The sequence below is a fragment of the Paenibacillus swuensis genome, assembly GCF_001644605.1.
In the GTDB taxonomy this organism is placed as follows: Bacteria; Bacillota; Bacilli; order Paenibacillales; family DY6; genus Paenibacillus_N; species Paenibacillus_N swuensis.
Map to the genome: position 1 here is coordinate 1,276,456 of NZ_CP011388.1, position 21,761 is coordinate 1,298,216.

The window sequence follows — 21,761 nt, forward strand, 5'->3', positions numbered from 1 at the left end:
TATCAGTTGATCTATGCTTGATCTGGATATCGAATCATCGCTTTCGTGACAACTCGCTTTCCCTCAATAATCTCATTCACAGGCTCCTCGGCTTCCTCGAATAGATAGGTATCGGTAATAAGATCACGGACGTTCACCTTGCCGGCCAGAACCAGCCGAATCCCCTTCTCCCACAAGAGCGGAGCGGAAATACAGGTGACAACCGTCAGATCCTTCCTCACAATCTGATCGGTCTGCAGGTTCGGTTCCCCCGAACCGCTTAGCCCGTACAACACCACCGTGCCGCTGCTCTCCACGTATCGGAAGCAGTCGCGCGCGGCTTCGGGGCTCCCGGAGGCTTCGATCACGATGCCGAACTCGAGCCCTGTCAGTTGCTCCGATAGCGGCCCTTCGCTCAGGAGCACGGTTTCATCGGCCCCAAGCCGCTTGCCCAGGTCCAGCCGATCACGGCTGGTCCCGACGAGCGTTACGCGCAGGGCGCCGTACGCTTTAGCCAGCTGGACGAACAGCAGGCCGGCTGGCCCCGGTCCGAACACGAGAACATCGTGGCCGACGACGTTCGGAACACGTTCCATGGCGCCGAGCGTACAGTTCAACGGCTCCATCATGGCCCCTTCCGCGAAGCTGAGCTCCTCCGGAAGACGATATAAATTCCCCGGTTTCACAGCGACAAACTCTCCGTACCCGCCGCTTCCCCGGGTCGTACCCAGTTCCCCGCCGTTGGGACATAAGTACTTTTTGCCGGTTAAACAGTGTTTACAACTTCCACAGGCAACGACAGGATCTACAATTACGCGGTCACCGACTTGCCACCCTGTTACTTCGGATCCGATCTCGTCAACAATACCTGCTATTTCATGCCCCAACACCCAAGGCGGCTTTGCAAAGTCCAATGCGCCCCGAACCATATGCACATCCGTCATGCATACGCCTTCCGCTTGCACGCGTACCAATATTTCTTGCGTTGAAATTTTCAGCTGCGGGTAATCCCGCTCCAGATGAACCTTGCCGTCTACCTTCCATACGAGCGCTCGCATTGAATTCCCTCCATCATCTACAGGTTACAGAACACCGTACTTGTCATACACCTCGCGCAACAACTTTCCTTCAAACAACTCTCTGCGCGTGTTATTCTCTCCGCTTACTTTCGCCAACGCTTTCTCAATTACCTCTTCCAGCACCGCATTCGGAATCACGACGATGCCGTCTCGGTCCGCGAATACGATATCTCCCGGAGATACCAGCACGCCGCCGGCTTCTACCGGACAATCGTAATCGATAACTATGCCCCGGCCTTTAGAGTCAACAGGCTTAAAGCCGGTACAGTATACGGGGAAATCCAACTCTGTTATCTTGGCTGTATCGCGAATGAGCCCGTCTACAATCGCGCCTCGCGCTCCACGCATCTTGGATGCCGTCGAGAGCAACTCCCCCCACATGCCGTTGCGAACGGATTGGTTTGTCGCCGCGACCACAATTTCACCCGGTTTGATACTGTCGATGGATTGGATCTCCATGTCGTAAGGATTTTCCTGAATATGATATACATCGACGGAAAGGATCGTCTTGGCTCGGCCTACCAGGATCTCGCTGCCGATAACCAGCGGACGAATGTTCTCACGCATGGCCTGATTACGGTATCCCAGATCATCCAGACTGTCACTGATCACCGCCGCGTATAGCTGTGCCTGCATAAGCTCAAATAATTGTTCATCGTTGTGGAACAAGGTCATATTCATTCCTCCATTTATTATAAACATCGTTTTGTATATTAACTATAAAATGAATTTTCAGAGAATTCAAGCTTTTATTCCTACGAAAAATAAGATATTATGAACTAAACACTGTTTATTAATAAGGAGTACCTATGGATAAAACCTCAACAGATAAAGCCTCAACGAAATATAATGTACCCGCTCTTAATAAAGCTTTGCTTATTATTGAGACGCTTGCCGAGCAAGCCGACCCCATGGGTGTAAGCGATTTGTGCAAATTGCTGGAGATTCCCAAGACCAGCGCCTTCTTTATTTTGAACACGTTGGAAAGCCAATCTTATATACGGAAGACAGAGGACGGAAAGTATGCGCTTGGAACGAAGTTTTTGACGATCAGCGCCTCTATTTTGAACAAGATGGATATACGGGAACTGGCTCGACCCTTCATGCGGGAGCTTAGAGATAGCAGCCACTATACCGTACACCTTGCTGTCCTTGATCATGGCGAGGCGTTGTACATCGAGAAACAGGAGAATGAAGGATTTGTGAAGTTTTCCACCTACATCGGTCAACGCCAATTACTGCATATCTCCGGTGTCGGCAAGGCATTGGCGGCTTATTTACCTCTCCCGCTTCTGGATTCCATCCTTGACGAGAAAGGCTTGCCCCGCCGAACGGATCATACGATTACGAACCCGGACGAGTTTAAGAAAGCTCTGGTGACAATCCGCTCCCAAGGCTACGCGATTGAGGACGAAGAAGGGGAGCTCGGTGTGCGCTGCCTGGCTGCGCCCATCTTCGATGCCCAGCAACAGCTTCGGGCGGCCATCAGCATTACCGCGCTCCGGAATGACTTGGGCGTACAACAGATTCCGATGATCGGAGAACTCGTAAGAAAGACGGCATTGCAGATTTCGCAAGCTTTGGGTTATACCGACACAGAGTTTCCAATCAACATACCCGAATAAGGAGGCGAAGAAGATGGTGGAGTATCAAGCAGATTTGTTATACAACGGTAGGAATGAGCTTGGTGAAGGTCCGTTATGGGACGAGCGTACCGGGCAAATCTATTGGATTGATATCAAGCGGCATGAGATCTGGTCTTATCATCTTGAAGAAGGAACTGCGAGGAATTACGATGTGGGACAGAGCATCGGTTCGTTCGGGATTCGAGAGGACGGAACGTTTGTCTGCGCCCTTCGGCAAGGTTTCTTTACTATGGATCCGGCTGACGGCCGGCTTGAACTGATTGCGGAGCTTGATTCCCCTCAGCCCGAGCATCGGTTCAATGACGGCAAGTGCGACCCGACAGGCCGCTTCTGGGCGGGCACGATGCCGCTCCAGGATTCCAAGCCCACGGGCACGTTGTACCGATTGCGTGAAGACGGCGCCATTGAGCCTCGCCGAGACGGACTTGTCTGTTCGAACGGTCTGTGCTGGTCGGAAGACGGCGCAACGATGTATTTCATCGACTCCCCGACGCGAGTCGTGTCCGCCTTCCGCTTCGATCCGTCTAGCGGGAATCTGTCCGACGAACGGGTTGTGGTCCGCTTGCCGGAGGGCGAGGGCGTTCCCGACGGCATGACCATCGACCGGGAAGGAATGCTGTGGGTCGCTCAGTGGGACGGCTGGAAGGTATCCCGGTGGGACCCGCAGACCGGAGAACGTCTTGCTGTCGTGCATGTGCCCGCTGCCCGCGTCACTTCGTGTATCTTCGGCAGCCCCGAATTCGACGAACTGTTCATCACCACCGCGGGAATCAGCCAGGAAGATTCGGAACGCGCAGCAGAACAGCCGCTTGCGGGCGGGCTCTTCCGCGCCAAAGTGAACGCGCAGGGCCGGCCCATTGATCGAATCCGCTAACGATAAGAACCGCAACACGTAATGTGTCCGCGGTTCTTCTTGCATTTCCATAAACCTAATCGTTCAATCCCTTACCGTCCAGAATCTGCTGCGTATATTTCTCAACCCTCGCCGCACGCGTTTTGGATTGTTTAGCATCTGAAATATTAAGGATATAAGCTCTCTGCCTCCCCGGCGTCAACGCTTCAAAAGCTTCCTTCAACGCAGGCATCTCCTCAAATTTCGTCTGAAGTTCCTCAGGAATCTTGAAGTCCTTGCTTTCTTTGTACTCCACTTCCACGCCTGACTTTTCAATCTCAATAGCCTCAAGAATATAAGCTGTTATGATCGGTTCCTTCTCAATAATCTCTTGAACATTCGTGAACCGCAGCTGGCGCGCCGCTTGTACATTCTCCGTTTGTTGGATCAGCAGCCCGTGAGGATCCTTCAACAGAGCACCTTTGTGAAACAGAAGAGCGCAATAGTCCTTAAAACCATGAATCAAAACGATGTTCTTATTGTCTAACGTATAACAAGGATGCATCCATTTGATGTCTTCGGTCAGTTCACATGCCAGAGCAATCTCTCTTAACTCCTCAAATTCCGCCTTCCACTGCTTTGCCTTATTCATGAATCCATCCACTTTACGACTCTTGATACTTTTTACCATGAAGGAAAACACTCCTCTATCCTAATTGCTTATCATTTCAAAAGAAAAACCGAGCGAAGCAGCATAACCTCCCGCATGGCCCGGTCTCTATGTTATTGGTTCAACTCGCCAGGCACATTGATTTGGAACGTAATGCCGAACTTGTCCTTCACGATGCCGTACAGCGGACTCCAGTCCGTCTTCTGCAACGGCATGACCACCTGTCCGCCGTCGCCTAGTGCCGCGAAGATGTCTATTGCTCTGTTCTCGTCCGTAGGGTGAAGCGCAATCTGAACGGAGTCGCCGCCCGCCTGATGGGGCATGCCCGGGAACGTATCGGAGAACATGAGGTCCCCGTCTCCTACCTTCAAGTGTGCGTGCATTACAAGTTGTTTCATCTCATCTGTTAAGGGATAGTCCGGGTTCTCGGGTTGCTCACCGAACGTCTGAAGCACTACAATTTTGGCGCCCAGCGCTTTCTCATAGAAGTAAACCGCTTCTTTCGTGTTTCCTTCAAAGTTCAGATACGGATTCAAGCTGATTGACATGTGAACAGCTCCTCTAACAGCATAATTTGGACAAGCATTACCATTATACACCATACATGAGAACACTGTATTCATCTTTAACAAAAGTCAACATTTTCAATCAAGACCGCTGATTACACTTGCTTCTGTACTGTACTGCCCGCGATAAAAGATCCTTGGAGCCTCACATGTTCATACGGCAGATGCGGGTTCGCGATTCGCCAAAGCATACGGTCCGCGGCGCGATATCCGGTCTCCCGAATCAGCAGCTGCGGTCGCGAGCATAGCGGCAGGGTATCCCTCTGCTCGTTCAACAACGCCATGAACGAACACTGCTGTGGCACGGATACACCCATGCGAAGCAGTGCATGATAGACCAATTCCGCCTCATCGTCTAACCCGCACACAACAGCCGTCGGACGGTACGTACGAAACACCGTCTCGAATCGGGACAGCCATTCCTGATCGTCATCCCGGTGAATGCCGTGTTCTTCAGACCGGACAGACATTCCGGCATCCCGCATCGCTTCATGAAAAGCTTGCCACCGCAGGACAAATCCACGCTGATTATATATATCCCCGACATACATAATTCGAGTATGTCCCAGCCTGAGCAGCGTTCTTACCGCTTGATGGATTGCTTCGTAGGCATCCCAGATGACACTGTCGACCTTCGCTTCGGGCGGCGGGAAATTGAGCAAAATTCGAGGAAGAGGCAGGTTCAGCAATTGCCGCTCCATCTCATCATCGCTCATCCGGGGCGCTATGAATAAGCCTTCTGCAAGAAGTACCCCCTGTTCTTCAGCCCAGCGGCCGAATTGGGACACTTTCAATTGCGGCGGAATAACCAAGGGCTGCACCGTGTGGCCGAATTCCATGAAACGTTCATGCAGCCCTTGCAGCAACAGTCGGTTGAAGTTGAGGGATTGCTTGTTCTGAACAAGCAGGAAGCGGCGCTGAATGAGCGGATAAGGAGACACCCGCTCCAGTTGCAGCGTCTGCCGCTGGTCCTTGGTTAAGTAACCCAGCTCCCGAGCCAGCTTAAACACCTCGCTGCGGGTTTGCTCCGACATGCCCGGCTTCCCGCCCAGTGCTTTGGAAACGGTCTGAATGGATAATCCAAGCTCATGCGCCAAATCATGCAGTGTGATCCGTTTTTTCATACCTCTTCAATTCCTTCGTTGAACGATTTATATCCAATTTTAAACTAAAGTTAAACTAAAAGTAAGGTTAAATTTAAACTATACTGAGTTCAAATCCACAAGTTGAAGGAGAATATCAGATGACATCTACAAGCATCATTGAAGCGGATATTGTTGTAGTCGGGGGAGGTCCTGCCGGAGTGAATGCCGCCATCAGCGCGGGCCGCAGCGGGGCACGAACCGTACTTATAGAGAAATACGGATTCATCGGGGGCATGTCGACCGCAGCGCTCGTCTACCCTTGGATGACGTTCCATACCGTTAACGGAAAGCAAGTCATTAAAGGGCTGGCGCAAGAGATCATTGACCGCCTTGCGGCGATGAACGCATCCCCGGGCCATGTGCGAGATACGGTCGGATTCGTGAACACCATTACGCCTTATCACCCGGAAGTGTACAAAGTATTGGCTGTCGATATGCTGAAAGAAGCAGGCGTCAAGCTGTTATTCCACAGCTTTGTTGATTCGGTAACGACATCGGACAACCGGATTGAGTCGGTGCAGCTGACCTCCAAATCCGGACGCATCGATGTGAAAGGTAAAGTGTTCATTGATACCACCGGGGACGCCGACTTGGCTTATTTATCAGGCGCACCGGTGTTGCAAGGCCGCGAAGGCGATAAGCTGACGCAGCCGATGACGATGAAATTCCGCTTGCGCGGCGTGAACCTGGATGCTGTAAAGCAATATATGATGGATCATCCGGATGAATTTTATCACAAAACCCCTTTCTCCGAATTGAAGGAACTGCCGTTGTCCGGTGTCATGGGATATTTTAAACATTGGAAAGAAGCCGATCTCCCGATCAACCGCGATCAAGTGCTGTTCTTCATCGGACCCGAGGCGGATGAGGTGCTGGTGAATACAACGCGTGTTCAGGGACTTGACGGAACGAACGTGGAGGATTTGACCGAGGCGGAAGAGCAAGGACGGAAGCAAGTGCTTCAGGTTGCCGCGTTTATGAAGACGCTGCCCGGTTTTGAGAAATCATCGATATCCGCAGTAGGCGCACAGATCGGGATTCGGGAGACGCGCAGAATTCAGGGGCAATACACGTTACAAGCGGAGGATGTTGTTCAAGGACGATCATTTGAAGATGTGATTGCGCGCAGCGGGTATCCGATGGATGTTCATGATCCGAAGGAGAAAGATGTGAAAGTGGCCTGGGTTGAAGGGGACGGCGCATATGATATCCCTTACCGCTGCTTGCTGCCGCAGAATATCGAGAATTTGCTCGCTGCCGGACGGTGCATTTCAACCTCGCATGAAGCGCTGGGCACCACGCGTCTGACGCCGAGTTGCATGGCAACAGGCCAGGCCGCAGGCGCAGCCGCTGGATTATCAGTCAAGCACGGCGTGAACCCTGCCCTAGTGAACATTCAAGAGCTGCAAGAGGTGCTGACGGCCGGCGGCGCGTTACTGAACTAGAAAGGGTTGAGTGTCTCTAAAAAAAGCCTGGACTCGTCGGTTCCCCGACTTGTCCAGGCTTTATATTATGGTTGTACGACATTCAGATCCAAGCTGAATTGGTTACGTTCCCGGAACAGCTTGTTCTTCTCCGTGGAGTACCAGTTAACGTCCACTTTATTGCTATCCTTGTGGAAGGTTAACATCATTAACATACCCAATCCCCCGTTCAGGTCCATGCCCTGGGCATCCGCCAGCATCTGATGAACCCGGTTGCCGTGCACCCCTGTATCTACTCGCTTCGCAATATCCGGGTAGCCAATATGGCCGGATACGACAAGAACGACATTCTTATGACGACTGGCCACGTCATTCCAGATTTCATCGGCATTTTTCGCATCGCTGATATATTTGGATGAGGTCGCGGGCGTGTTCGCATTCGACTGCTCACCGTTCCAGTACAAGTACGAATGTGTAGTGATAATGACATTCTTGTCCGGATTCGCGGCAATCTTCTCATTCATCCATCGCAAGATGTCGGCCGTCGGTGCGAACGCGATACTGAATATCATATACTTCTTCGAGCCTGCAGTAACGTAGTAGTAAACGTTGTCCATATATCCCATTTTATAGGCGCCGCCGAAATAGGAAAGCTGCGAAAACTTGTCATACGGGAAATACTTATTATAGTTAATGGTTTCTCTGGTTAAGGACATGCGCATATCATGATTGCCCGGCATCATCATGTAGGGGACAACGCCGTCCAGAGTGTTCATGGCGTTCTGGGCAACCTGCCACTGCGTTGTACTGGTGTGTGTATCTACAATGTCCCCCAGACTCATAACTGCCTGAATGTTATATTCCTGCTTGTTCGCTTTAATCCAATTCGTCAGGTTGTAGAACGCGTTTGGATATGTCGATGCAAGGAATTGGGTATCCGGCAGGAAAACCAGACTGTGATCCCCCTTGGCTATGTTCGGTTCAATCCAATCCGCGAAGGCAGTTATGTCATTGCTATGGGACGACTTGTCCGCATAAATGCCGTTCACTGGCGCATCGAATTTCCAGCTGCCAAGGAGTCCAGCCGGGTTTACAGGTTCCGTCTGCAGGTGTGCCGCAATTTCATCCTTGCTCCGGACGGTGGACCAGACACGCACATCCGCAATGCCGCCCTTGAAGTATTGCGTATTGTTCGCACGATAATCGCCGCCGATCTTCAACGCTTGGGCAGGAATTTCCGGCTGAAAATCCGCATTCATCCGAACAGACATCAGCTCCCCGTCCAGATAACAACGAATTTCATTGGCCGCATCATCAAACGCGAGAGCTACATGCATCCATCGATCTTGCCGCAGATCCACGCCGGTGAAGACCATATCCTGAACGACACCCGACTTCTTCCAGTACAACCTTGGTTCCCCATTCGCTGTTACCTCGAAATTCACAAAGGCCATATCATAGTTGTAATAACCCATGTCCATGAAGTTGCCCGCAATAACGCCGCCGCGATTCCCTTGCAGATCCTTCGGTAGTTTCACGCGGGCTTCGAACGTTCTTGGCGTCGACGATAACCTGTTCTTCGCGGCATATTGCACCGAGCTGTTTGCGAAGCTCGCACCGGACGGCGGATACGGATACGTAAGGAAGCCCTCCGCTGTCAAGTTCACAGGATTCGTTCTTGCCATGTCCATGAACGTCGTTGTCGGGTATATGCCCGCGGCATCCGATAACCGCCACGCATGGGACAACCCCGATTCACTTCCTGTAATGTCCGCCGCAGCATACTGGGCAATCTCCGCTGGCGTACGCAGATCGTCCCATGTACGAATTTCGGCGATTTGTCCGTTCAGCCACATGGACTTCCGATAATCGGTTCCCACGAGCATCGGAAGCGTGGAAGGCGTCTGTTCAGGAGCAATGGTTGTATATCCCGTGCGTTCAAACACCTTGACACCGTTCTTGTAGAAGAGGATGGCCTTATTCGTAACATCGCGCACAACCGACAGCAGCATCCATTCGTTGGTGGCGACATCCACACCGGTGACGTACAGATTCGGCATATTACGCTTCACACCTTGGGCGTCAACATACTCTTCCCAGTAACGTAACCGGTTATCGGAGGTCAGTTCAAGCGACCAGCTGTTCTGAGTGCCGTCCTTATAGTTACCGATAATGATCTGCCGTGTGTTTACAGCCGGCTTGAGCTTTACCCATGCTTCCACTGTCGTTGGAATCTTCTCTATGGCCTTATTCATGACAGCATAGCGCGTAGGCTGGAAGGTGACACTTTGACGCTCGGCAGCCGCATCCGGTGCCCCCATACTGAACGTTGTGGCCATCATTCCAATCCCCATCACCATTACCATCATCCATACCGTAAATCTGCTTAGCCTTTTATAAACCAACATCTTTCCCTCCTCTTCAAAATAGAACAACAACTACCCGCTTCCTAACTCACTCGTGAGCTCTCATCTTCTTCTTAATTCGTCCAGCCAGCAGCTCAAGCAGAATTGCAAAAGCCAAAATGAGATACGTAATGGCGCCAATCTCCCTCACATCGTAGTAGTAGGCGCTTGCCATGAACAGGTCGTAACCGATGCCTCCCGCCCCTGCCGCAGCGCCCATCGCTAAGGCAACGGCGAAGTTGATTTCGAACCGCATGAAGGTCCATGATATTAAATACGTAATTGATGAAGGCAGCACCGCTTGAAACACAATCTGGAGCCAATTTGCTCCGCTCGCCTTCAGCGGTTCAATTCCGTCCTGCCCCAGTTCTTCGAAGGCTTCGGAATAAGCCTTGACGAGATAGCTGATGGAGTGGAACGTCATGCCGATGACGGCGGCTACACTTCCGAGCCCGGCAGCAATCGCGAAGATCAACACCCACAACACCGTAGGTACGGCCCGAATGAATGCGACGACCGCCTTCACCGCGACAGACACCTTGGCATTCGACAAGTTGCTCGCAGCCAACAGCCCAAGGATCAGGGCGAACAGAGCGCCGAGCATCGTAGTTAAGAACGCAAGCCCCGCCGTAATCATCAATTGTCCTAAGGCGTCCGTGAACGTAAGGTGGCTGAATCGAGGCTGGAGGAACATCGTCTTCAGGATATCCGCGGTCTTCACAACGGCAGGAATCACTTCAATATCCTTATAATTGAATGTTGCAAAAGCCAACACCGTTAACCCAGCCCAAGCCAGTAATGTGAGCCGGATGATCATCGCTTGCTTGTTATACGGCGGCTTCAAGGTTTCTAACCCGCGATCTTGAAGTTTCATATTACATGATCACCTTTCGGATGTAGTTAGAAACCGTTTCAAATACCGCAATGGTGAGGACAAGGGCGATGACGATCAATGAGGCAGAATGAAAATCCAGACTTTTGTAATACAAGCTGAATAGAAATCCAATCCCCGTACCTGTGAGAATACCGATTAATGTCGCTTGACGGATATTGGTTTCCATCATAAACAGCACCCAACTGATGAGCTGCGGAATACAGGATGGGATGACCGATTGAGCCATGATGGTGAGATAGCCGGCTCCCGTTGATTTCAATGCTTCAACTGAGCTGTTACTCATTTCATCGATCGTCTCGATAAACGCGCGGGTGAGGAACCCGAAGGACCCGAAGAATAGCGCCAGGTACCCCGTCAACACGTTCTGACCGAATGAAATCAGCAGAATCATGGACCACGCAGCGACATCAATGTTCCGGAAGACGGTTGCAACGGATCGGCTGATCACACTGAAGATCCCGCCACGTCCTGTCGTAATGGAGCCAGCCATCGCGAAGATCAGGGCGAATAAAGCTGCAACGGTTGTGGCTGCGACGGATACGAGAATAGTCTCGATCAAGCTGTCGATAATGTCTGGGAGCCGCTTCATCGCCTTGGCATCGGGGTAGAAATGGTCGAACACCCAGATCGCCGCTTGAGGAATAGATGTAAACCCTGTGACCACATCGAATTCTGTAATGACAATAGCAGCCGCCGTCATGACAAGCAGCAAGAGACAATAGAACAGCGTCCTCATCCGTTTACGTGCAAAATAATGATCAGACATGAACAACCTCCCGCTCCCGCTTCGACTCAAGCTCTTCCTGGAGCTGATTCCACGCCGACCCGTAGATTGCGGACAATTGCGCCGGATCCTGAATCCCTTGAGGCGGACCGTCATACACGATACTGCCCTTATTCACACCGAGAATCCGGTCTGAATACTTCAACGCCACATCCACCTGGTGCAAGTTGACGATAACGGTAATGCCCATCGTCGTACTAATATGGCGCAGATGTTCCATAATAACCCTGGAGGCGTTCGGGTCCAAGGAAGCAATCGGTTCATCGCACAGCAGTATTCTCGGATTCTGTACAAGCGCGCGAGCAATGCCAACCCGCTGTTTCTGTCCGCCGCTCAGTTGATCACAACGCTTAAAGACCTGATCTTCCAGTCCAAGTCTCTTTAACGTATCGAAGGCTTGATGCTTCTCTTCGCTCGTATACAGCCCCAGAACCCCTTGCAGGGTCGACTTGTAACCAAGGCGTCCATGCAGAACATTATCGATCACCGTTAACCGGTCAACCAGGTTATAATGCTGGAATACCATACCCATCTGTGTTCGCAGGTGCTTTAACTCGCGTTTATTGAATTTCAGGATGTTCGTGCCGTTAAATATAATCTCGCCGCTGCTCGCATCAATCATCCGATTGATACAACGAAGCAGTGTTGACTTACCGGCCCCGGAGGGACCGATAATCGACACAAACTCTCCTTCATGAACTTGAAACTCAATATCGGTTAATGCTCTTGGGTCCTTGCCATACTGCTTGGACACCTGTCTGAATTCCAATAACGTTGTCATAATTGCTCCCTTGTAGTGATATCCATATGCCGGTTATTCCGATAGCTCCCGAATGGGATTAAAGAAACTGTCTTCCACAGTCAGGAATTGTTCGTTGCCGCTCTTCTGCTTGAACAGGCCTTTCTCTTCCGAGTCTTTCGCCAGGAAAATCTTCGAATTGTTCTTGACCTCATCCGATGTGAACGAATCCTTCAGCTTCTGAATATCCTCTTGATTTACGGTCCCTGCATTAATGACGAAGGGCTGGTTCAATACCGGTGTAGCCGAAATAACGGTAAACTCCTTGCCTTCCAAAGTGTTGAAAGGTTCAGCGGCTCCCTGTTTCACCTTATACACCGCCCCTGCCGTGTTCTCTTCCCCTGCGCTTAATTCCACATAGTTCGTGACACATGTATCGCAGAATGCCGCTATATCCGCCTTATCATTTAGCAGATTGACAGCAGAACCTTGGTGGGAACCTCCGTACAGCACATCGCTGAAGAATTTATCCTCGCCGCCAATCGTAAGATCATCCACTGTCAGGGACTTGTACTTGTCCATCTGGGAGAAATGCTTGATGATTGCTGCTGAAGGCACTTTAAATCCGGACGTCGAGGAATTTGTGACGAAGGAGAACTTTTGGCCAACAATGGAATCGATGGAATAGCCGTCCCCGCTCTTGTAACTCTCTTCCTCGCCCTTGCGCACGCTTAACCAGCTGTAATAGGCCGCATCGTCAACGGTCCCTGATTCCCCGCTTGCTATAACCAGAGGCTGCACATCCTTATTCTTGGCTCTCGCTTCGACATACCCTTGCGCTCCCATGTAAGCGATATCCGCGCTCCCGTTCGCAATCGCTTCAATCGCGATGGTGTAATCCGTCGTTGTCTTGTGTTCCACTTTCTTGCCTGTTGCCGCGGCAATCACTTTCCCGATCTCTTCACGGGCACCTTCCATCTCCGCACCGGATTCATTCGGGTACCAGGCCACGGTTATCGTATCTTTCGTCTGCACTTCTGCGGATGCCTTCTCCGTATTATTGGCTTGTTTGCCGCAACCCGCTGTTACTACCATGAGTGATAATGCGATAAGTCCAACCATTTTGTTCATATTCAAAAAAGCCCCCTAAGTTTTATTGTCATTACATCAACGAAACTAACATTTGTTCGAGCTGTTCAGCTGTAATTTCAACAGGATTATTGTCCATTCTTCCCTTGGTGTACGAGAGCGACACCACCTTGCGAATTCCTTCATCCGTAACCCCGTAGGAGCCTAACTGACCTGGTAACCCGTATGTTTCATATATTCTTTTGACCCAAAGACCGACCTCATCCACATCCGCAGCGCCATACGCGCTTAGCAGCTTGTCCGGTTCTATTAACGCGTCATAGTTATGTCTCATCACCGAAGCCAACGTCATGCTGGCGGCAATGCCGTGATCGATACCGTACAGCATCGTGAGCGGATACGAAATGGAATGACAAGCGGTCGTTCTCGTATTGCTGAAAGCTAACCCCGCCAGCACACTAGCTAAGGACAATTGCTCTCGTAACGCGAGCTGATCCGGCTGCTCCAGTAGTAAGGGGAGCGTGATCCGAATTCTCTCGATGGCTTGCAACGCGTATACACGGGTAATCGGGTTCGTATGGATGGACCAGTACGCCTCGGTCGCATGGCACATGGCATCCAGCGCTGTAGCAATACTTAATCGCAGCGGCATCGTAACGGTCAGTTCCGGCAGAATCAACGCATCGCTTGCGTACAATCTTGCATCAGAGACCGAATATTTGCTGTTGCATTCCTCATCCCACACCGTTGCCCAGCAGGTGACCTCAGAGCCCGTACCCGATGTCGTGGGGATACCGATCCACGGTGTATATGGATACTCTTCCCGATATCGTTCACTTGCGATGGCCTCCCTGACCTCAGCAACCGAATGAACCTTCATCCGTTGCAGCGCCGACAGAACTTTGGCTACATCCATTACGCTGCCGCCGCCTATGGCCACGATGAGTTGGTAGTCGAACGATGCGACCTGTCCCTTCAAGTTGTAGATATCGGCAACATTGGGATTGTAGAGAGTAACTTCCAGCTGTAAAATTTCTTTGTGACCCAGCATGTCCAGCACGGGCTGCAAGATGCCGTTCTTTTCCACTTCACCGCCTCGCGTAAGTATCAATACACGACTTACATGGGCATAACTTTTCTGCAGCTTCTCTGCAAAACTTGCCGCGGAGGCTGCCCCGAAGGAGATGGCTACCGGATTATGGTATTGGTTCATGAAGTTGTACGCTCCAGTTTCGTTCGTTCAATCTCATCAATAACCGAGGGAAGCAAATGGATGGAGCCAATCACATAGTCTGCTCCCGCTTCCTCGAATGTTCTTCTGGCTTGATTCAGGCGTACCGCAAGTTCATCCTCAGGCAGGCTATACACCTCCTCCTCGGTTAGACCCAGCTCGCTGCTTCCACGAATTACCGCCACCGTCCATACGCCCGCATTCTTTCCTTCAAGAACATCGGACACTGTATCTCCCACCTTAATGACCGCACTCGGCGGGAAGATACCCAGTTCGTTCAAGTTCTGAAATATCATGTAGGGGTACGGACGGCCCGCTTTGACTTGATCCGAGGCAATCCAGTAATCGGGTGAATAGCCTTTCCGCTTAGCTTCAGGGACAATGGTCTCCATCATGCCGGACGTATAACCGGTTGTAGAACCTATTGCGATTCCTGCTTCTCGCAGTTGATTCACCGTCTCCAAAGCGCCGGGGATCGGGTCCGTGTACGTTTGAAGGGATTCCATGAGGATGGTCTCGAATCGGACATAGAGACGATCCACATCTTCCTTTACCGCTTCCTTGCCATACCTGTCTGCCCAGGCAACCTTGATTCTTTCCATCTGAAGAATCGCTTCAATGTGATCCCATTTCAGCATGCCCATGGGAATTCTCGCTTCCCGAGTTGTGATTCGTACACCCGCCTCCTCGAATACTTGAATAAATGCATGCATAGGTGCAAAACAACCGTAATCAATAACGGTTCCTGCCCAATCCAAAATTACCGCCTTAATACGCTCTTGTTGCGTCATCAGGATTCCTACTTTCTTGTTGGCTTTAATAGTTCCGATTATAGAACGGAAATAGTGGTTGATCAATGCTTTTTGCGTTATTTTACTTATTCTTAATAATAATATACTGTTATATGCTTTTATTTACATCCAGAAAACATAAAAAAAACGCAAGCTACATTCGGCTTGCGTTAATAATGGAGATATTCTGTTGTTCGTAGAGGACTTGCAGCTCCTCATCCATGTAGGAGTCCGTTATAACCGCATCGATCTGATTCAATCCGCAAATGTTCAGGTACGATACCGTTTCGAATTTACTTGAATCCGCAACGACGATCTTCTGTTTAGCGCTCTTCAGCATCGCGTTGATGACTCCCGCTTCCCCCTGGCGGAAATCCGTTAGCCCCTTCTCGAGCGATATGGCATTAATACTGATAAAAGTAAGGTCACTGTTGAAGCTCATGATTTCTTCCTCAATCGAGCGTCCATACAGAGAGAATTCCTCATGATTGAGGTAGCCTCCCGGAATAATGACGGTGAAGCCTGGTTTACTGGTCAGAATATCGGCGATACGCAGAGAATTCGTAATCACGGTAAGCTTATCGAAGCGAGCCGCAAGGTGCTTGGCAACCTCGATATTCGTCGTACCGGCATTGAGGGATACCGCTTGATACTCTTGCACGAGCTCCACAGCATACTTCGCCAGTTCCTGCTTCTTCTCGTTCTGCGTGAGCTTGCGTTTGAAGAATGCCTGATTCGTCGAAATCTCCTCACTCTTGGTAATAGCCCCACCGTGAACACGCTGCAGCTTGTCCTCACGTTCCAGCCGTTCCAGATCCCTGCGGACCGTGTCCAGCGATACTTGGAGTAATGATTTTAATTCCACAACCGTAACTTGCCTCTTCGATTCCAATTCAAGCAGTATTAATCGATGCCTCTCCTGTGCAAGCATTACCGTTCTCCTCCGTGTTTTTGCGTGAATGTGCATGCTTTATTTGCTTATCGTATCAAAAAAGCATGATTCAGTAAACAACAGATGGTTTGTTGGATGGGGACCTACTTTTTGGACAAGAGCTCCTCAAGGCGTTCCATCGTCTGTTCCCCACCCGGGACGGCGTAGATCTTCACCTTCTCAAACACTTCGGCACTCTCATCAAAAACACAGCTATACGTAAGCTTCGTCTTCCCCTCCACATCCTCCAAACGGGCCGTCGCCACAAAATGAGGAAATACCGCATGCTCAATAACAATCCGCTCCGGTTTCACAAACTCAACAAAGATGTTGGTGTTTGGATAATCCACACCGTCCGGACCATGCATGATAAATTGCCAAATCCCCCCTGGGCTCAGGTCAAACTTCTCCGTAGTCGTCGTGAATCCTTGCGGTCCCCACCACTGCGATAGTTGCTCTTCTTTCGTCCAGGCATCATACACAACCTCACGCGATGCATCCAGTACACGGGTAATCACGATCTCGCGATCTCCTACTTGCGTTGAGTTCATGTTGTTTCCTCCATCCATAGATTATTGTTTACGATAGATTAATTGCACAACACCTGAAGAGTAAGGTTTGGTCTCCACCAGCTGTAACTCCACCCTCATTTTGATATCCGAAAATAACGGTTTACCTTCTCCAAGAATCACAGGGTGAACGGACAATCTGAATTCATCGATAAGCCCTAAGTCCATGAAGGTAGTGATCAAACTTGCTCCGCCATACAGCCAGATGTCTTTCCCAGGCTCACTCTTGAGTTTAGCTACTTCTTCGGCAATATGATCGTTAATGTATGTGGCATTGGGGTTGGTTTTATGCTGTGTTTTGGAGAAGACATACTTGTCTTTGTTATGCACCTGTTTCCAAAATTCCGCATCCGCATCATTCGTCTCCGGTGTATATTGGCCCCATAGGTCGTAGCTTTTTCTTCCGTACAAAATCGTATCAATGGAACCCAGAAATTCGTCGAATCCCATCTCCGGGTCCAAGATGCACCAATCGATCTCCCCGTTCTTGCCTTCAATAAAGCCATCTAATGTCACTGCTAGATCCAGGATAATTCTTCTTTGTTCCTGATTGTTTGGCATGGTAGTTCCTCCTTGTCCGATTCGTGTTACATGTAGTTTAACATAAACAGAATCGTTTCTCTCGAGCTTAGAATGTCGTATTGTTGCGCAACCAGTGTGAATCGCTTTCGTGATTCTGGAACGTGGTTTATACTAGGCCGAATACAACAATTCGCTATTTAGGGGAGCATGAATCGATGAATAAATATGAACATTTCAAAGCGTTACATCAAGGTGAAGAGGCATTGTTCTTAGGAGGGGCTTGGGATTTGGATTCGGCCATCGCGCTGGAACAGGCGGGTTTCGCGGCCATTGGGACGACGAGTTGGGGCATGGCCGCAACCTTAGGTTTGGCGGACGGAGAGCAGATGAGCTTAGAACATAACCTAGCTACGGTAATGTTAATTGTGAAGCACGTGAACATCCCGGTTTCGGCTGATATGGAGGCGGGTTATGCCGAAGATCCGAAGACCATTATAACCAACGTTCTTCGAATGGCGGAAACCGGCGTTGCGGGAATTAATCTGGAAGATTCGCTGAAAGGTCAGGGTGGTATGCGTGATGTGGCGAAGCATAGTCAATTGCTTACGGACATTCGAACAGCACTGGACGCGAACGGTTTTGGGGGATTGTTTTTGAATGCACGTACTGATACGTATTTCATGAGCGAGCAGCCGTTGCATGATACAATCTCCAGAGGTAAAGCTTATGCCGACAGCGGGGCAGACGGGTTGTTCGTTCCAGGCATTCAGGAGATGGAGGAGATCCGTGCAGTGGCTTCCGCAATCGGGATTCCGCTAAACGTCCTGTCTTTACCGCATGTTACCGATGTTCGCAAGCTACAAGAATGCGGGGTACGACGTTTCAGCTTTGGCAACGCGCTCTATGATGACCGTAGAGCAGCTCTGATGGCGCGCGCCAAGGAGCTTGCTGGGATGAGGAATACGGCGATGTTGTATTCCAAATAAATGAAGTTATAGATTTATGGAATAGTCCGTTCAAACTTTCCATTATCGTACACATAAATCGTTTCTGTAGAAGCGTTCGACTGGGAATCTACAACGGTAGCTATCTTCAATTGTTGGGTTTGTCGGTCTAGAGTCACACTGTTCCACGATTTGTTGGATATACCGAGCGCATTCCGAATGGTTTCACTACGCTCTAGTTTAGCCCCATTCCATCGGTAAAGGGAGACATCTGGTCCGCTCGTATGCAATCCTTCAAAGTGAATAATTAACTCCTCATAGCCATCGTCATCCAGATGCGCTACCTGAGGGGTGCCCCAATCCTCAAACCGAACCATCTATCTTGCGTACCATCATAAACATAATAGACCTTCCGCCCCGGCCCATTGGCAGCCAACTCAGCAGCACCGTGCACCAGTTGTTGGTTGTGGTGATCATTCGGCTGATAATTCAGGATGAAACTAGTTCCTTGCCCGTCATCATCCATACTGTATGAGAAGCAGTCTTGGTATCGATAAGCCTGGTTCTTATACGTCAGAAGCCCGACGCGTTCATGTTCAATTCCGCATAAATCTTCTTTAGGTACCTTGTATACATCCAGACTTACCACATTCCCACCGATTGATCCAAAAGGTACGCTTCGCGTCTGCTTCCAGTCCTGCTCCGGTTTTGCCTTAATTAGCGCTGTCATATTTACAGGTTTGAAAGAAAGATTTATAGATTCAGGGAATACGATTGCATGCTCTTCCTGTTTCTGCCTCTTCTATGGTATTGTATCCATTGTTCGAACAACCCGAGAAAATTAGCAATAATGCGGCCAACATAAGAAATTTTCTAGCTTTATTCAAAATACCCCTCCTTCTGCGGCAAAATATAAAACACCTTGGCACTTCTGCTTATCCATTATAAACCATTCTTTCAGACGTTGTTTATGGTAAAATTATTACTTAAACAGGGAGATGGAGGTAATGCCTGATGTCAACGAACAATAACAAACCAACCAATGATCGCACACGTGAACAGCATGCAGACTATGAGGTTTACGCCTCTATGGAGGACGGTAATCGCTATGAGTTAGTGGACGGTATGTTGGAGTTAATGAGTCCCGGACCGAACCTGTTACATCAAGTCATTAGCTTCCAGATTCAGAAGCGGATAGCCGATACCTGCGAGCAAGAATATATCATCCTCGATGCGCCCTTCGACTTGATTCTATCTCCCACGGAAGTGCGTCAACCAGACTTGGCTATCATCCATCGCAGCCGCTTTCATATTCTCAGTAAGCGGGGTGTCGAGGGCCCGCCGGATGTGGTGGTAGAGATTCTCTCCCCTTCCACACTTAAGCGCGACAAGATTCATAAAAGCAGAACTTATGCCGCTTTTGGCATAGCCGAATACTGGATTGTCGATCCCCTGTCAGGGTCATTGGAACAATATGAACTGAAGGATGGTTTGTATCAGTTGAACAATGTATTCATAGGCGATGAACCGGTACAGTCGACAAGCATGCCTTGTCTTTCGTTTACAATGGCGGCCGTGATGAAATATGTTGAAGAGTTGCCGTTATAAGTTTACGTGATTTGGTGCAACGTTCCAAAGAGGATTAAAGTTTTCAGCATTTGCACTGATTACGTTTACGAGACACAGCACTAATTTCATTGGGCAAATCGCCGTGAATAATCACTTGTTCCGCATTCTTTTTCTTATTTCATCCACTAGTAATACTCTTTCCGATTCTGAAGTGGCATCCGCTGACAACTTTCGTGCTGCAACAGGAGCGATCCAAGGCTCAATCTCTGCGTACCCGATGCCAGATAACTCTTCGTATTCCTCTAAGAATATCTGGATGGTCGATTCTCTGATTGTGTCTAAATAGGCTTTTAGTTCAGCAGGCAGGTACGGGGGGATGACCGCATATTGAATCAATATAATGTATTCTGCCAAGTCCGCTTCTGGGTTCCCAGTGGAAGCATCATTCCAATCGATGATGAGGGCTTCATGATCTCGTAATAAGATGTTCCCGGGGTTCGGATCTCCATGACACAGTTGCTCCTTAACGGGTAGTTGGTCCAAATGGGCGATCAGAGTTTCTATCTCTAGTTTAGTCAGTATTGTTGCTCGGCCAATATCATTTCTAAATTTCGCCCGCTGACTCGATAAATTCACGGATTTTGTATGTATTTGATACAAAAGCCGAGCCGTGATCCGGGCGCCTAAATAATCTTCTACCAATACCGATCTGTCCTCTTGTTTACTCGGCCCTATCGTTTTGTTTATAAAACGACTTAAAATGGACTCTCCATAAATCCGCTCAAAAACAATGCCCTGTCTCCCTTCTACAGTTACTAGGCCGAACGTCTCGGGCACAGGCAGTCCACACTCCCAAGCACTTCGACAATGATTCCATTCTCTTTCTAATTCAGCAGCGTTTATATTAGGCTTTGCCAACTTGACTATTTTGCTGCCGTCTTCCCATTCGAATACTTCCGCACATGCGCCTTCTCCGAGCTTTCGTCCCACCGCATTCGTCATGAAAGTCCCCCCTTAATTTTTCACTACAAAAACAATGATTGCAATCACTACTGGAAGCATCCATTGCATCCCAAGTTCATTGTTATCCGGACCAGCTGCGGGTTTAGTCTGTTCCCCAGTAATTCTCTCTAACAGCCTCCAACAAATAAAAATAGCTGCCACTGATAGCATTCCCGTACCTATAATCGTCCATGGTTTCGTGCCTCCGGGCTGACTAAGGTTGGTTACGAGATCTCCGCCTTGCAGGTAGGACCCTATAACATACGAGCAGTTCGTCATGATATGCACAGCAATTGCCGGTAGTAAAGAACCTGAGTATTTGACTATCAATGCAGAACACAACGCGGCAAAGAACAATTCACCAATTCGATAAGGATTATCGTGGAACAAGGCAAACAAGAATGCACTCATTGCACATGCGCCCCACAGTCCCAATGAGCTATAGCCGCTCAGAAGCGCCCCTCTAAATAACAATTCCTCGCACAATGGCGGGATGATGCCAATAAAGATCAATAACAGGAAGAAGGATGACAGATCTGTGGCAATAGGATAAACGGACACTTCGTACTGGTATCCCACAAAATGTGCAATCGTTTCTGTAATCTGGTGTATGAATAACAGTGGAATTTGGCTGATCACATAGAAGAGAACGCAATACACCCAGGTCTTGGCACTGACGGATCTGAGCTTGAACGTCGTATGAATCGCATATCCCCGAACGTTGGACCAAATGAGCGCTGGGAGCGCATTAAGTACGATCTGTCCGATGGCCGCATAGCATAAGAAATAAAATAATGAACTTCCCGACTTATACCCCTCAGGGTACATAAAGAAGGTCAGCACAATACCTAAAACATACGATGTAACGAAAATCCAACCCGCCTCAACCGCCCGCAGCCTTACTTCCATCCGCAATCACCTCTTTGTCATACAATAACGTCTTTCTGTT

24 protein-coding genes are annotated in these 21,761 nt (G+C 49.6%); 5 read left to right on the forward strand and 19 right to left on the reverse strand.

What is annotated here, in order from left to right:
- Positions 1-11 precede the first annotated feature (11 nt).
- Together SY83_RS05320 and SY83_RS05325 are read right to left on the reverse strand one after the other, a co-directional pair.
- A complete protein-coding gene (locus tag SY83_RS05320) occupies positions 12-1,037 on the reverse strand; it encodes a zinc-dependent alcohol dehydrogenase (RefSeq protein WP_068604939.1) in 1,026 nt (341 codons plus the stop codon).
- A 24-nt stretch (positions 1,038-1,061) separates the two neighbouring features.
- Positions 1,062-1,733 (reverse strand): RraA family protein, encoded by a 672-nt coding sequence (locus tag SY83_RS05325; RefSeq protein WP_082882346.1) that lies wholly within the window; start codon positions 1,731-1,733, stop codon positions 1,062-1,064.
- Positions 1,734-1,867: 134 nt separating this feature from the next.
- On the opposite strand from SY83_RS05325, the gene SY83_RS05330 reads away from it, so the two are divergent.
- Positions 1,868-2,683, forward strand: coding sequence for an IclR family transcriptional regulator (locus SY83_RS05330; RefSeq protein WP_068604943.1), 816 nt, complete (start codon positions 1,868-1,870; stop codon positions 2,681-2,683).
- Between the two features lie 13 nt (positions 2,684-2,696).
- Positions 2,697-3,578, forward strand: a complete 882-nt coding sequence (locus SY83_RS05335; RefSeq protein WP_068604945.1) for an SMP-30/gluconolactonase/LRE family protein — start codon at positions 2,697-2,699, stop codon at positions 3,576-3,578.
- 55 nt (positions 3,579-3,633) lie between these two features.
- Here the strand turns inward: SY83_RS05335 and SY83_RS05340 are convergent, their stop codons facing one another.
- The 3 genes from SY83_RS05340 to SY83_RS05350 form a co-directional block, all read right to left on the reverse strand.
- Complete coding sequence (locus tag SY83_RS05340; RefSeq protein ID WP_068604947.1) at positions 3,634-4,227, reverse strand: YdeI/OmpD-associated family protein; 594 nt, start codon at positions 4,225-4,227, stop codon at positions 3,634-3,636.
- A gap of 92 nt (positions 4,228-4,319) precedes the next feature.
- On the reverse strand, positions 4,320-4,754 hold the full coding sequence (locus SY83_RS05345; RefSeq protein ID WP_068604949.1) for a VOC family protein: 435 nt from the start codon (positions 4,752-4,754) through the stop codon (positions 4,320-4,322).
- A 113-nt stretch (positions 4,755-4,867) separates the two neighbouring features.
- A complete protein-coding gene (locus SY83_RS05350; RefSeq protein WP_068604951.1) occupies positions 4,868-5,896 on the reverse strand; it encodes a LacI family DNA-binding transcriptional regulator in 1,029 nt (342 codons plus the stop codon).
- A gap of 119 nt (positions 5,897-6,015) precedes the next feature.
- Between SY83_RS05350 and SY83_RS05355 the strand changes: the two genes are divergently transcribed.
- Entirely contained in the window at positions 6,016-7,362 is a 1,347-nt protein-coding gene (locus tag SY83_RS05355) for an FAD-dependent oxidoreductase (RefSeq protein WP_068604953.1), read from the forward strand.
- Between the two features lie 65 nt (positions 7,363-7,427).
- Here SY83_RS05355 and SY83_RS05360 read toward each other — a convergent pair whose 3' ends face one another.
- From SY83_RS05360 to SY83_RS05405, 10 genes are all read right to left on the reverse strand, one after another.
- Positions 7,428-9,749 (reverse strand): laminin G domain-containing metallophosphoesterase family protein, encoded by a 2,322-nt coding sequence (locus SY83_RS05360; RefSeq protein ID WP_157279794.1) that lies wholly within the window; start codon positions 9,747-9,749, stop codon positions 7,428-7,430.
- Positions 9,750-9,795: 46 nt separating this feature from the next.
- Positions 9,796-10,620, reverse strand: a complete 825-nt coding sequence (locus SY83_RS05365) for a PhnE/PtxC family ABC transporter permease (RefSeq protein WP_068604957.1) — start codon at positions 10,618-10,620, stop codon at positions 9,796-9,798.
- A 1-nt stretch (position 10,621) separates the two neighbouring features.
- The gene (locus SY83_RS05370; protein ID WP_068604959.1) at positions 10,622-11,407 is read right to left on the reverse strand and encodes a PhnE/PtxC family ABC transporter permease; all 786 of its coding nucleotides are present in this window, start codon (positions 11,405-11,407) and stop codon (positions 10,622-10,624) included.
- On the reverse strand, positions 11,400-12,206 hold the full coding sequence (phnC, locus tag SY83_RS05375; protein WP_068604960.1) for a phosphonate ABC transporter ATP-binding protein: 807 nt from the start codon (positions 12,204-12,206) through the stop codon (positions 11,400-11,402). Before phnC ends, SY83_RS05370 begins: the two co-directional genes overlap by 8 nt.
- A gap of 33 nt (positions 12,207-12,239) precedes the next feature.
- The gene (locus tag SY83_RS05380; RefSeq protein ID WP_068604961.1) at positions 12,240-13,295 is read right to left on the reverse strand and encodes a phosphate/phosphite/phosphonate ABC transporter substrate-binding protein; all 1,056 of its coding nucleotides are present in this window, start codon (positions 13,293-13,295) and stop codon (positions 12,240-12,242) included.
- 31 nt (positions 13,296-13,326) lie between these two features.
- Positions 13,327-14,466 carry a phosphonoacetaldehyde reductase gene (locus SY83_RS05385; RefSeq protein WP_068604963.1) on the reverse strand — a complete coding sequence of 380 codons (1,140 nt, stop codon included), beginning with the start codon at positions 14,464-14,466 and terminating at the stop codon, positions 13,327-13,329.
- Positions 14,463-15,275, reverse strand: coding sequence for a phosphonoacetaldehyde hydrolase (gene phnX, locus SY83_RS05390; RefSeq protein WP_157279795.1), 813 nt, complete (start codon positions 15,273-15,275; stop codon positions 14,463-14,465). The genes SY83_RS05385 and phnX overlap by 4 nt, the downstream gene beginning before the upstream one ends.
- A 154-nt stretch (positions 15,276-15,429) precedes the next feature.
- Positions 15,430-16,206 carry a DeoR/GlpR family DNA-binding transcription regulator gene (locus SY83_RS05395; protein WP_068604965.1) on the reverse strand — a complete coding sequence of 259 codons (777 nt, stop codon included), beginning with the start codon at positions 16,204-16,206 and terminating at the stop codon, positions 15,430-15,432.
- A gap of 104 nt (positions 16,207-16,310) precedes the next feature.
- Positions 16,311-16,757 (reverse strand): SRPBCC family protein, encoded by a 447-nt coding sequence (locus tag SY83_RS05400; RefSeq protein ID WP_231891384.1) that lies wholly within the window; start codon positions 16,755-16,757, stop codon positions 16,311-16,313.
- A 21-nt stretch (positions 16,758-16,778) separates the two neighbouring features.
- The gene (locus SY83_RS05405) at positions 16,779-17,336 is read right to left on the reverse strand and encodes a dihydrofolate reductase family protein (protein WP_068604969.1); all 558 of its coding nucleotides are present in this window, start codon (positions 17,334-17,336) and stop codon (positions 16,779-16,781) included.
- Positions 17,337-17,512: 176 nt separating this feature from the next.
- Between SY83_RS05405 and SY83_RS05410 the strand changes: the two genes are divergently transcribed.
- Positions 17,513-18,283, forward strand: a complete 771-nt coding sequence (locus tag SY83_RS05410; protein WP_068604970.1) for an isocitrate lyase/PEP mutase family protein — start codon at positions 17,513-17,515, stop codon at positions 18,281-18,283.
- A 14-nt stretch (positions 18,284-18,297) separates the two neighbouring features.
- On the opposite strand, the gene SY83_RS23015 is transcribed toward SY83_RS05410, so the two are convergent.
- Together SY83_RS23015 and SY83_RS23250 are read right to left on the reverse strand one after the other, a co-directional pair.
- Positions 18,298-18,618: a hypothetical protein gene (locus tag SY83_RS23015; protein ID WP_157279796.1), complete on the reverse strand. Its 321-nt coding sequence runs from the start codon at positions 18,616-18,618 to the stop codon at positions 18,298-18,300.
- Complete coding sequence (locus SY83_RS23250) at positions 18,582-18,971, reverse strand: hypothetical protein (protein WP_197479983.1); 390 nt, start codon at positions 18,969-18,971, stop codon at positions 18,582-18,584. The genes SY83_RS23015 and SY83_RS23250 overlap by 37 nt, the downstream gene beginning before the upstream one ends.
- Before the next feature lie 284 nt (positions 18,972-19,255).
- Between SY83_RS23250 and SY83_RS05420 the strand changes: the two genes are divergently transcribed.
- A complete protein-coding gene (locus SY83_RS05420) occupies positions 19,256-19,849 on the forward strand; it encodes a Uma2 family endonuclease (RefSeq protein ID WP_068604977.1) in 594 nt (197 codons plus the stop codon).
- A gap of 111 nt (positions 19,850-19,960) precedes the next feature.
- Here SY83_RS05420 and SY83_RS05425 read toward each other — a convergent pair whose 3' ends face one another.
- Together SY83_RS05425 and SY83_RS05430 are read right to left on the reverse strand one after the other, a co-directional pair.
- Positions 19,961-20,812 carry a phosphotransferase family protein gene (locus tag SY83_RS05425; protein ID WP_068604979.1) on the reverse strand — a complete coding sequence of 284 codons (852 nt, stop codon included), beginning with the start codon at positions 20,810-20,812 and terminating at the stop codon, positions 19,961-19,963.
- 12 nt (positions 20,813-20,824) lie between these two features.
- The gene (locus SY83_RS05430; protein ID WP_068604981.1) at positions 20,825-21,721 is read right to left on the reverse strand and encodes a type II CAAX endopeptidase family protein; all 897 of its coding nucleotides are present in this window, start codon (positions 21,719-21,721) and stop codon (positions 20,825-20,827) included.
- Positions 21,722-21,761: the final 40 nt, after the last annotated feature.

What these genes read in the sequence shown, in the direction of transcription:
- SY83_RS05425 (WP_068604979.1), bottom strand. Translation starts at nt 20,812, where the DNA reads ATGACGAATGCGGTGGGACGAAAGCTCGGAGAAGGCGCATGTGCGGAA.
- SY83_RS05335 (WP_068604945.1), top strand. Translation starts at nt 2,697, where the DNA reads ATGGTGGAGTATCAAGCAGATTTGTTATACAACGGTAGGAATGAGCTT.
- SY83_RS05355 (WP_068604953.1), top strand. Translation starts at nt 6,016, where the DNA reads ATGACATCTACAAGCATCATTGAAGCGGATATTGTTGTAGTCGGGGGA.
- SY83_RS05365 (WP_068604957.1), bottom strand. Translation starts at nt 10,620, where the DNA reads ATGAAACTTCAAGATCGCGGGTTAGAAACCTTGAAGCCGCCGTATAAC.
- SY83_RS05345 (WP_068604949.1), bottom strand. Translation starts at nt 4,754, where the DNA reads ATGTCAATCAGCTTGAATCCGTATCTGAACTTTGAAGGAAACACGAAA.
- SY83_RS05420 (WP_068604977.1), top strand. Translation starts at nt 19,256, where the DNA reads ATGTCAACGAACAATAACAAACCAACCAATGATCGCACACGTGAACAG.
- SY83_RS23250 (WP_197479983.1), bottom strand. Translation starts at nt 18,971, where the DNA reads ATGACAGCGCTAATTAAGGCAAAACCGGAGCAGGACTGGAAGCAGACG.
- SY83_RS05430 (WP_068604981.1), bottom strand. Translation starts at nt 21,721, where the DNA reads ATGGAAGTAAGGCTGCGGGCGGTTGAGGCGGGTTGGATTTTCGTTACA.
- SY83_RS05370 (WP_068604959.1), bottom strand. Translation starts at nt 11,407, where the DNA reads ATGTCTGATCATTATTTTGCACGTAAACGGATGAGGACGCTGTTCTAT.
- SY83_RS05380 (WP_068604961.1), bottom strand. Translation starts at nt 13,295, where the DNA reads ATGAACAAAATGGTTGGACTTATCGCATTATCACTCATGGTAGTAACA.
- SY83_RS05350 (WP_068604951.1), bottom strand. Translation starts at nt 5,896, where the DNA reads ATGAAAAAACGGATCACACTGCATGATTTGGCGCATGAGCTTGGATTA.
- SY83_RS05360 (WP_157279794.1), bottom strand. Translation starts at nt 9,749, where the DNA reads ATGTTGGTTTATAAAAGGCTAAGCAGATTTACGGTATGGATGATGGTA.
- SY83_RS05405 (WP_068604969.1), bottom strand. Translation starts at nt 17,336, where the DNA reads ATGCCAAACAATCAGGAACAAAGAAGAATTATCCTGGATCTAGCAGTG.
- SY83_RS05320 (WP_068604939.1), bottom strand. Translation starts at nt 1,037, where the DNA reads ATGCGAGCGCTCGTATGGAAGGTAGACGGCAAGGTTCATCTGGAGCGG.
- SY83_RS05410 (WP_068604970.1), top strand. Translation starts at nt 17,513, where the DNA reads ATGAATAAATATGAACATTTCAAAGCGTTACATCAAGGTGAAGAGGCA.
- phnC (WP_068604960.1), bottom strand. Translation starts at nt 12,206, where the DNA reads ATGACAACGTTATTGGAATTCAGACAGGTGTCCAAGCAGTATGGCAAG.
- SY83_RS05325 (WP_082882346.1), bottom strand. Translation starts at nt 1,733, where the DNA reads ATGACCTTGTTCCACAACGATGAACAATTATTTGAGCTTATGCAGGCA.
- SY83_RS05385 (WP_068604963.1), bottom strand. Translation starts at nt 14,466, where the DNA reads ATGAACCAATACCATAATCCGGTAGCCATCTCCTTCGGGGCAGCCTCC.
- SY83_RS23015 (WP_157279796.1), bottom strand. Translation starts at nt 18,618, where the DNA reads ATGGTTCGGTTTGAGGATTGGGGCACCCCTCAGGTAGCGCATCTGGAT.
- SY83_RS05330 (WP_068604943.1), top strand. Translation starts at nt 1,868, where the DNA reads ATGGATAAAACCTCAACAGATAAAGCCTCAACGAAATATAATGTACCC.
- phnX (WP_157279795.1), bottom strand. Translation starts at nt 15,275, where the DNA reads ATGACGCAACAAGAGCGTATTAAGGCGGTAATTTTGGATTGGGCAGGA.
- SY83_RS05395 (WP_068604965.1), bottom strand. Translation starts at nt 16,206, where the DNA reads ATGCTTGCACAGGAGAGGCATCGATTAATACTGCTTGAATTGGAATCG.
- SY83_RS05400 (WP_231891384.1), bottom strand. Translation starts at nt 16,757, where the DNA reads ATGAACTCAACGCAAGTAGGAGATCGCGAGATCGTGATTACCCGTGTA.
- SY83_RS05340 (WP_068604947.1), bottom strand. Translation starts at nt 4,227, where the DNA reads ATGGTAAAAAGTATCAAGAGTCGTAAAGTGGATGGATTCATGAATAAG.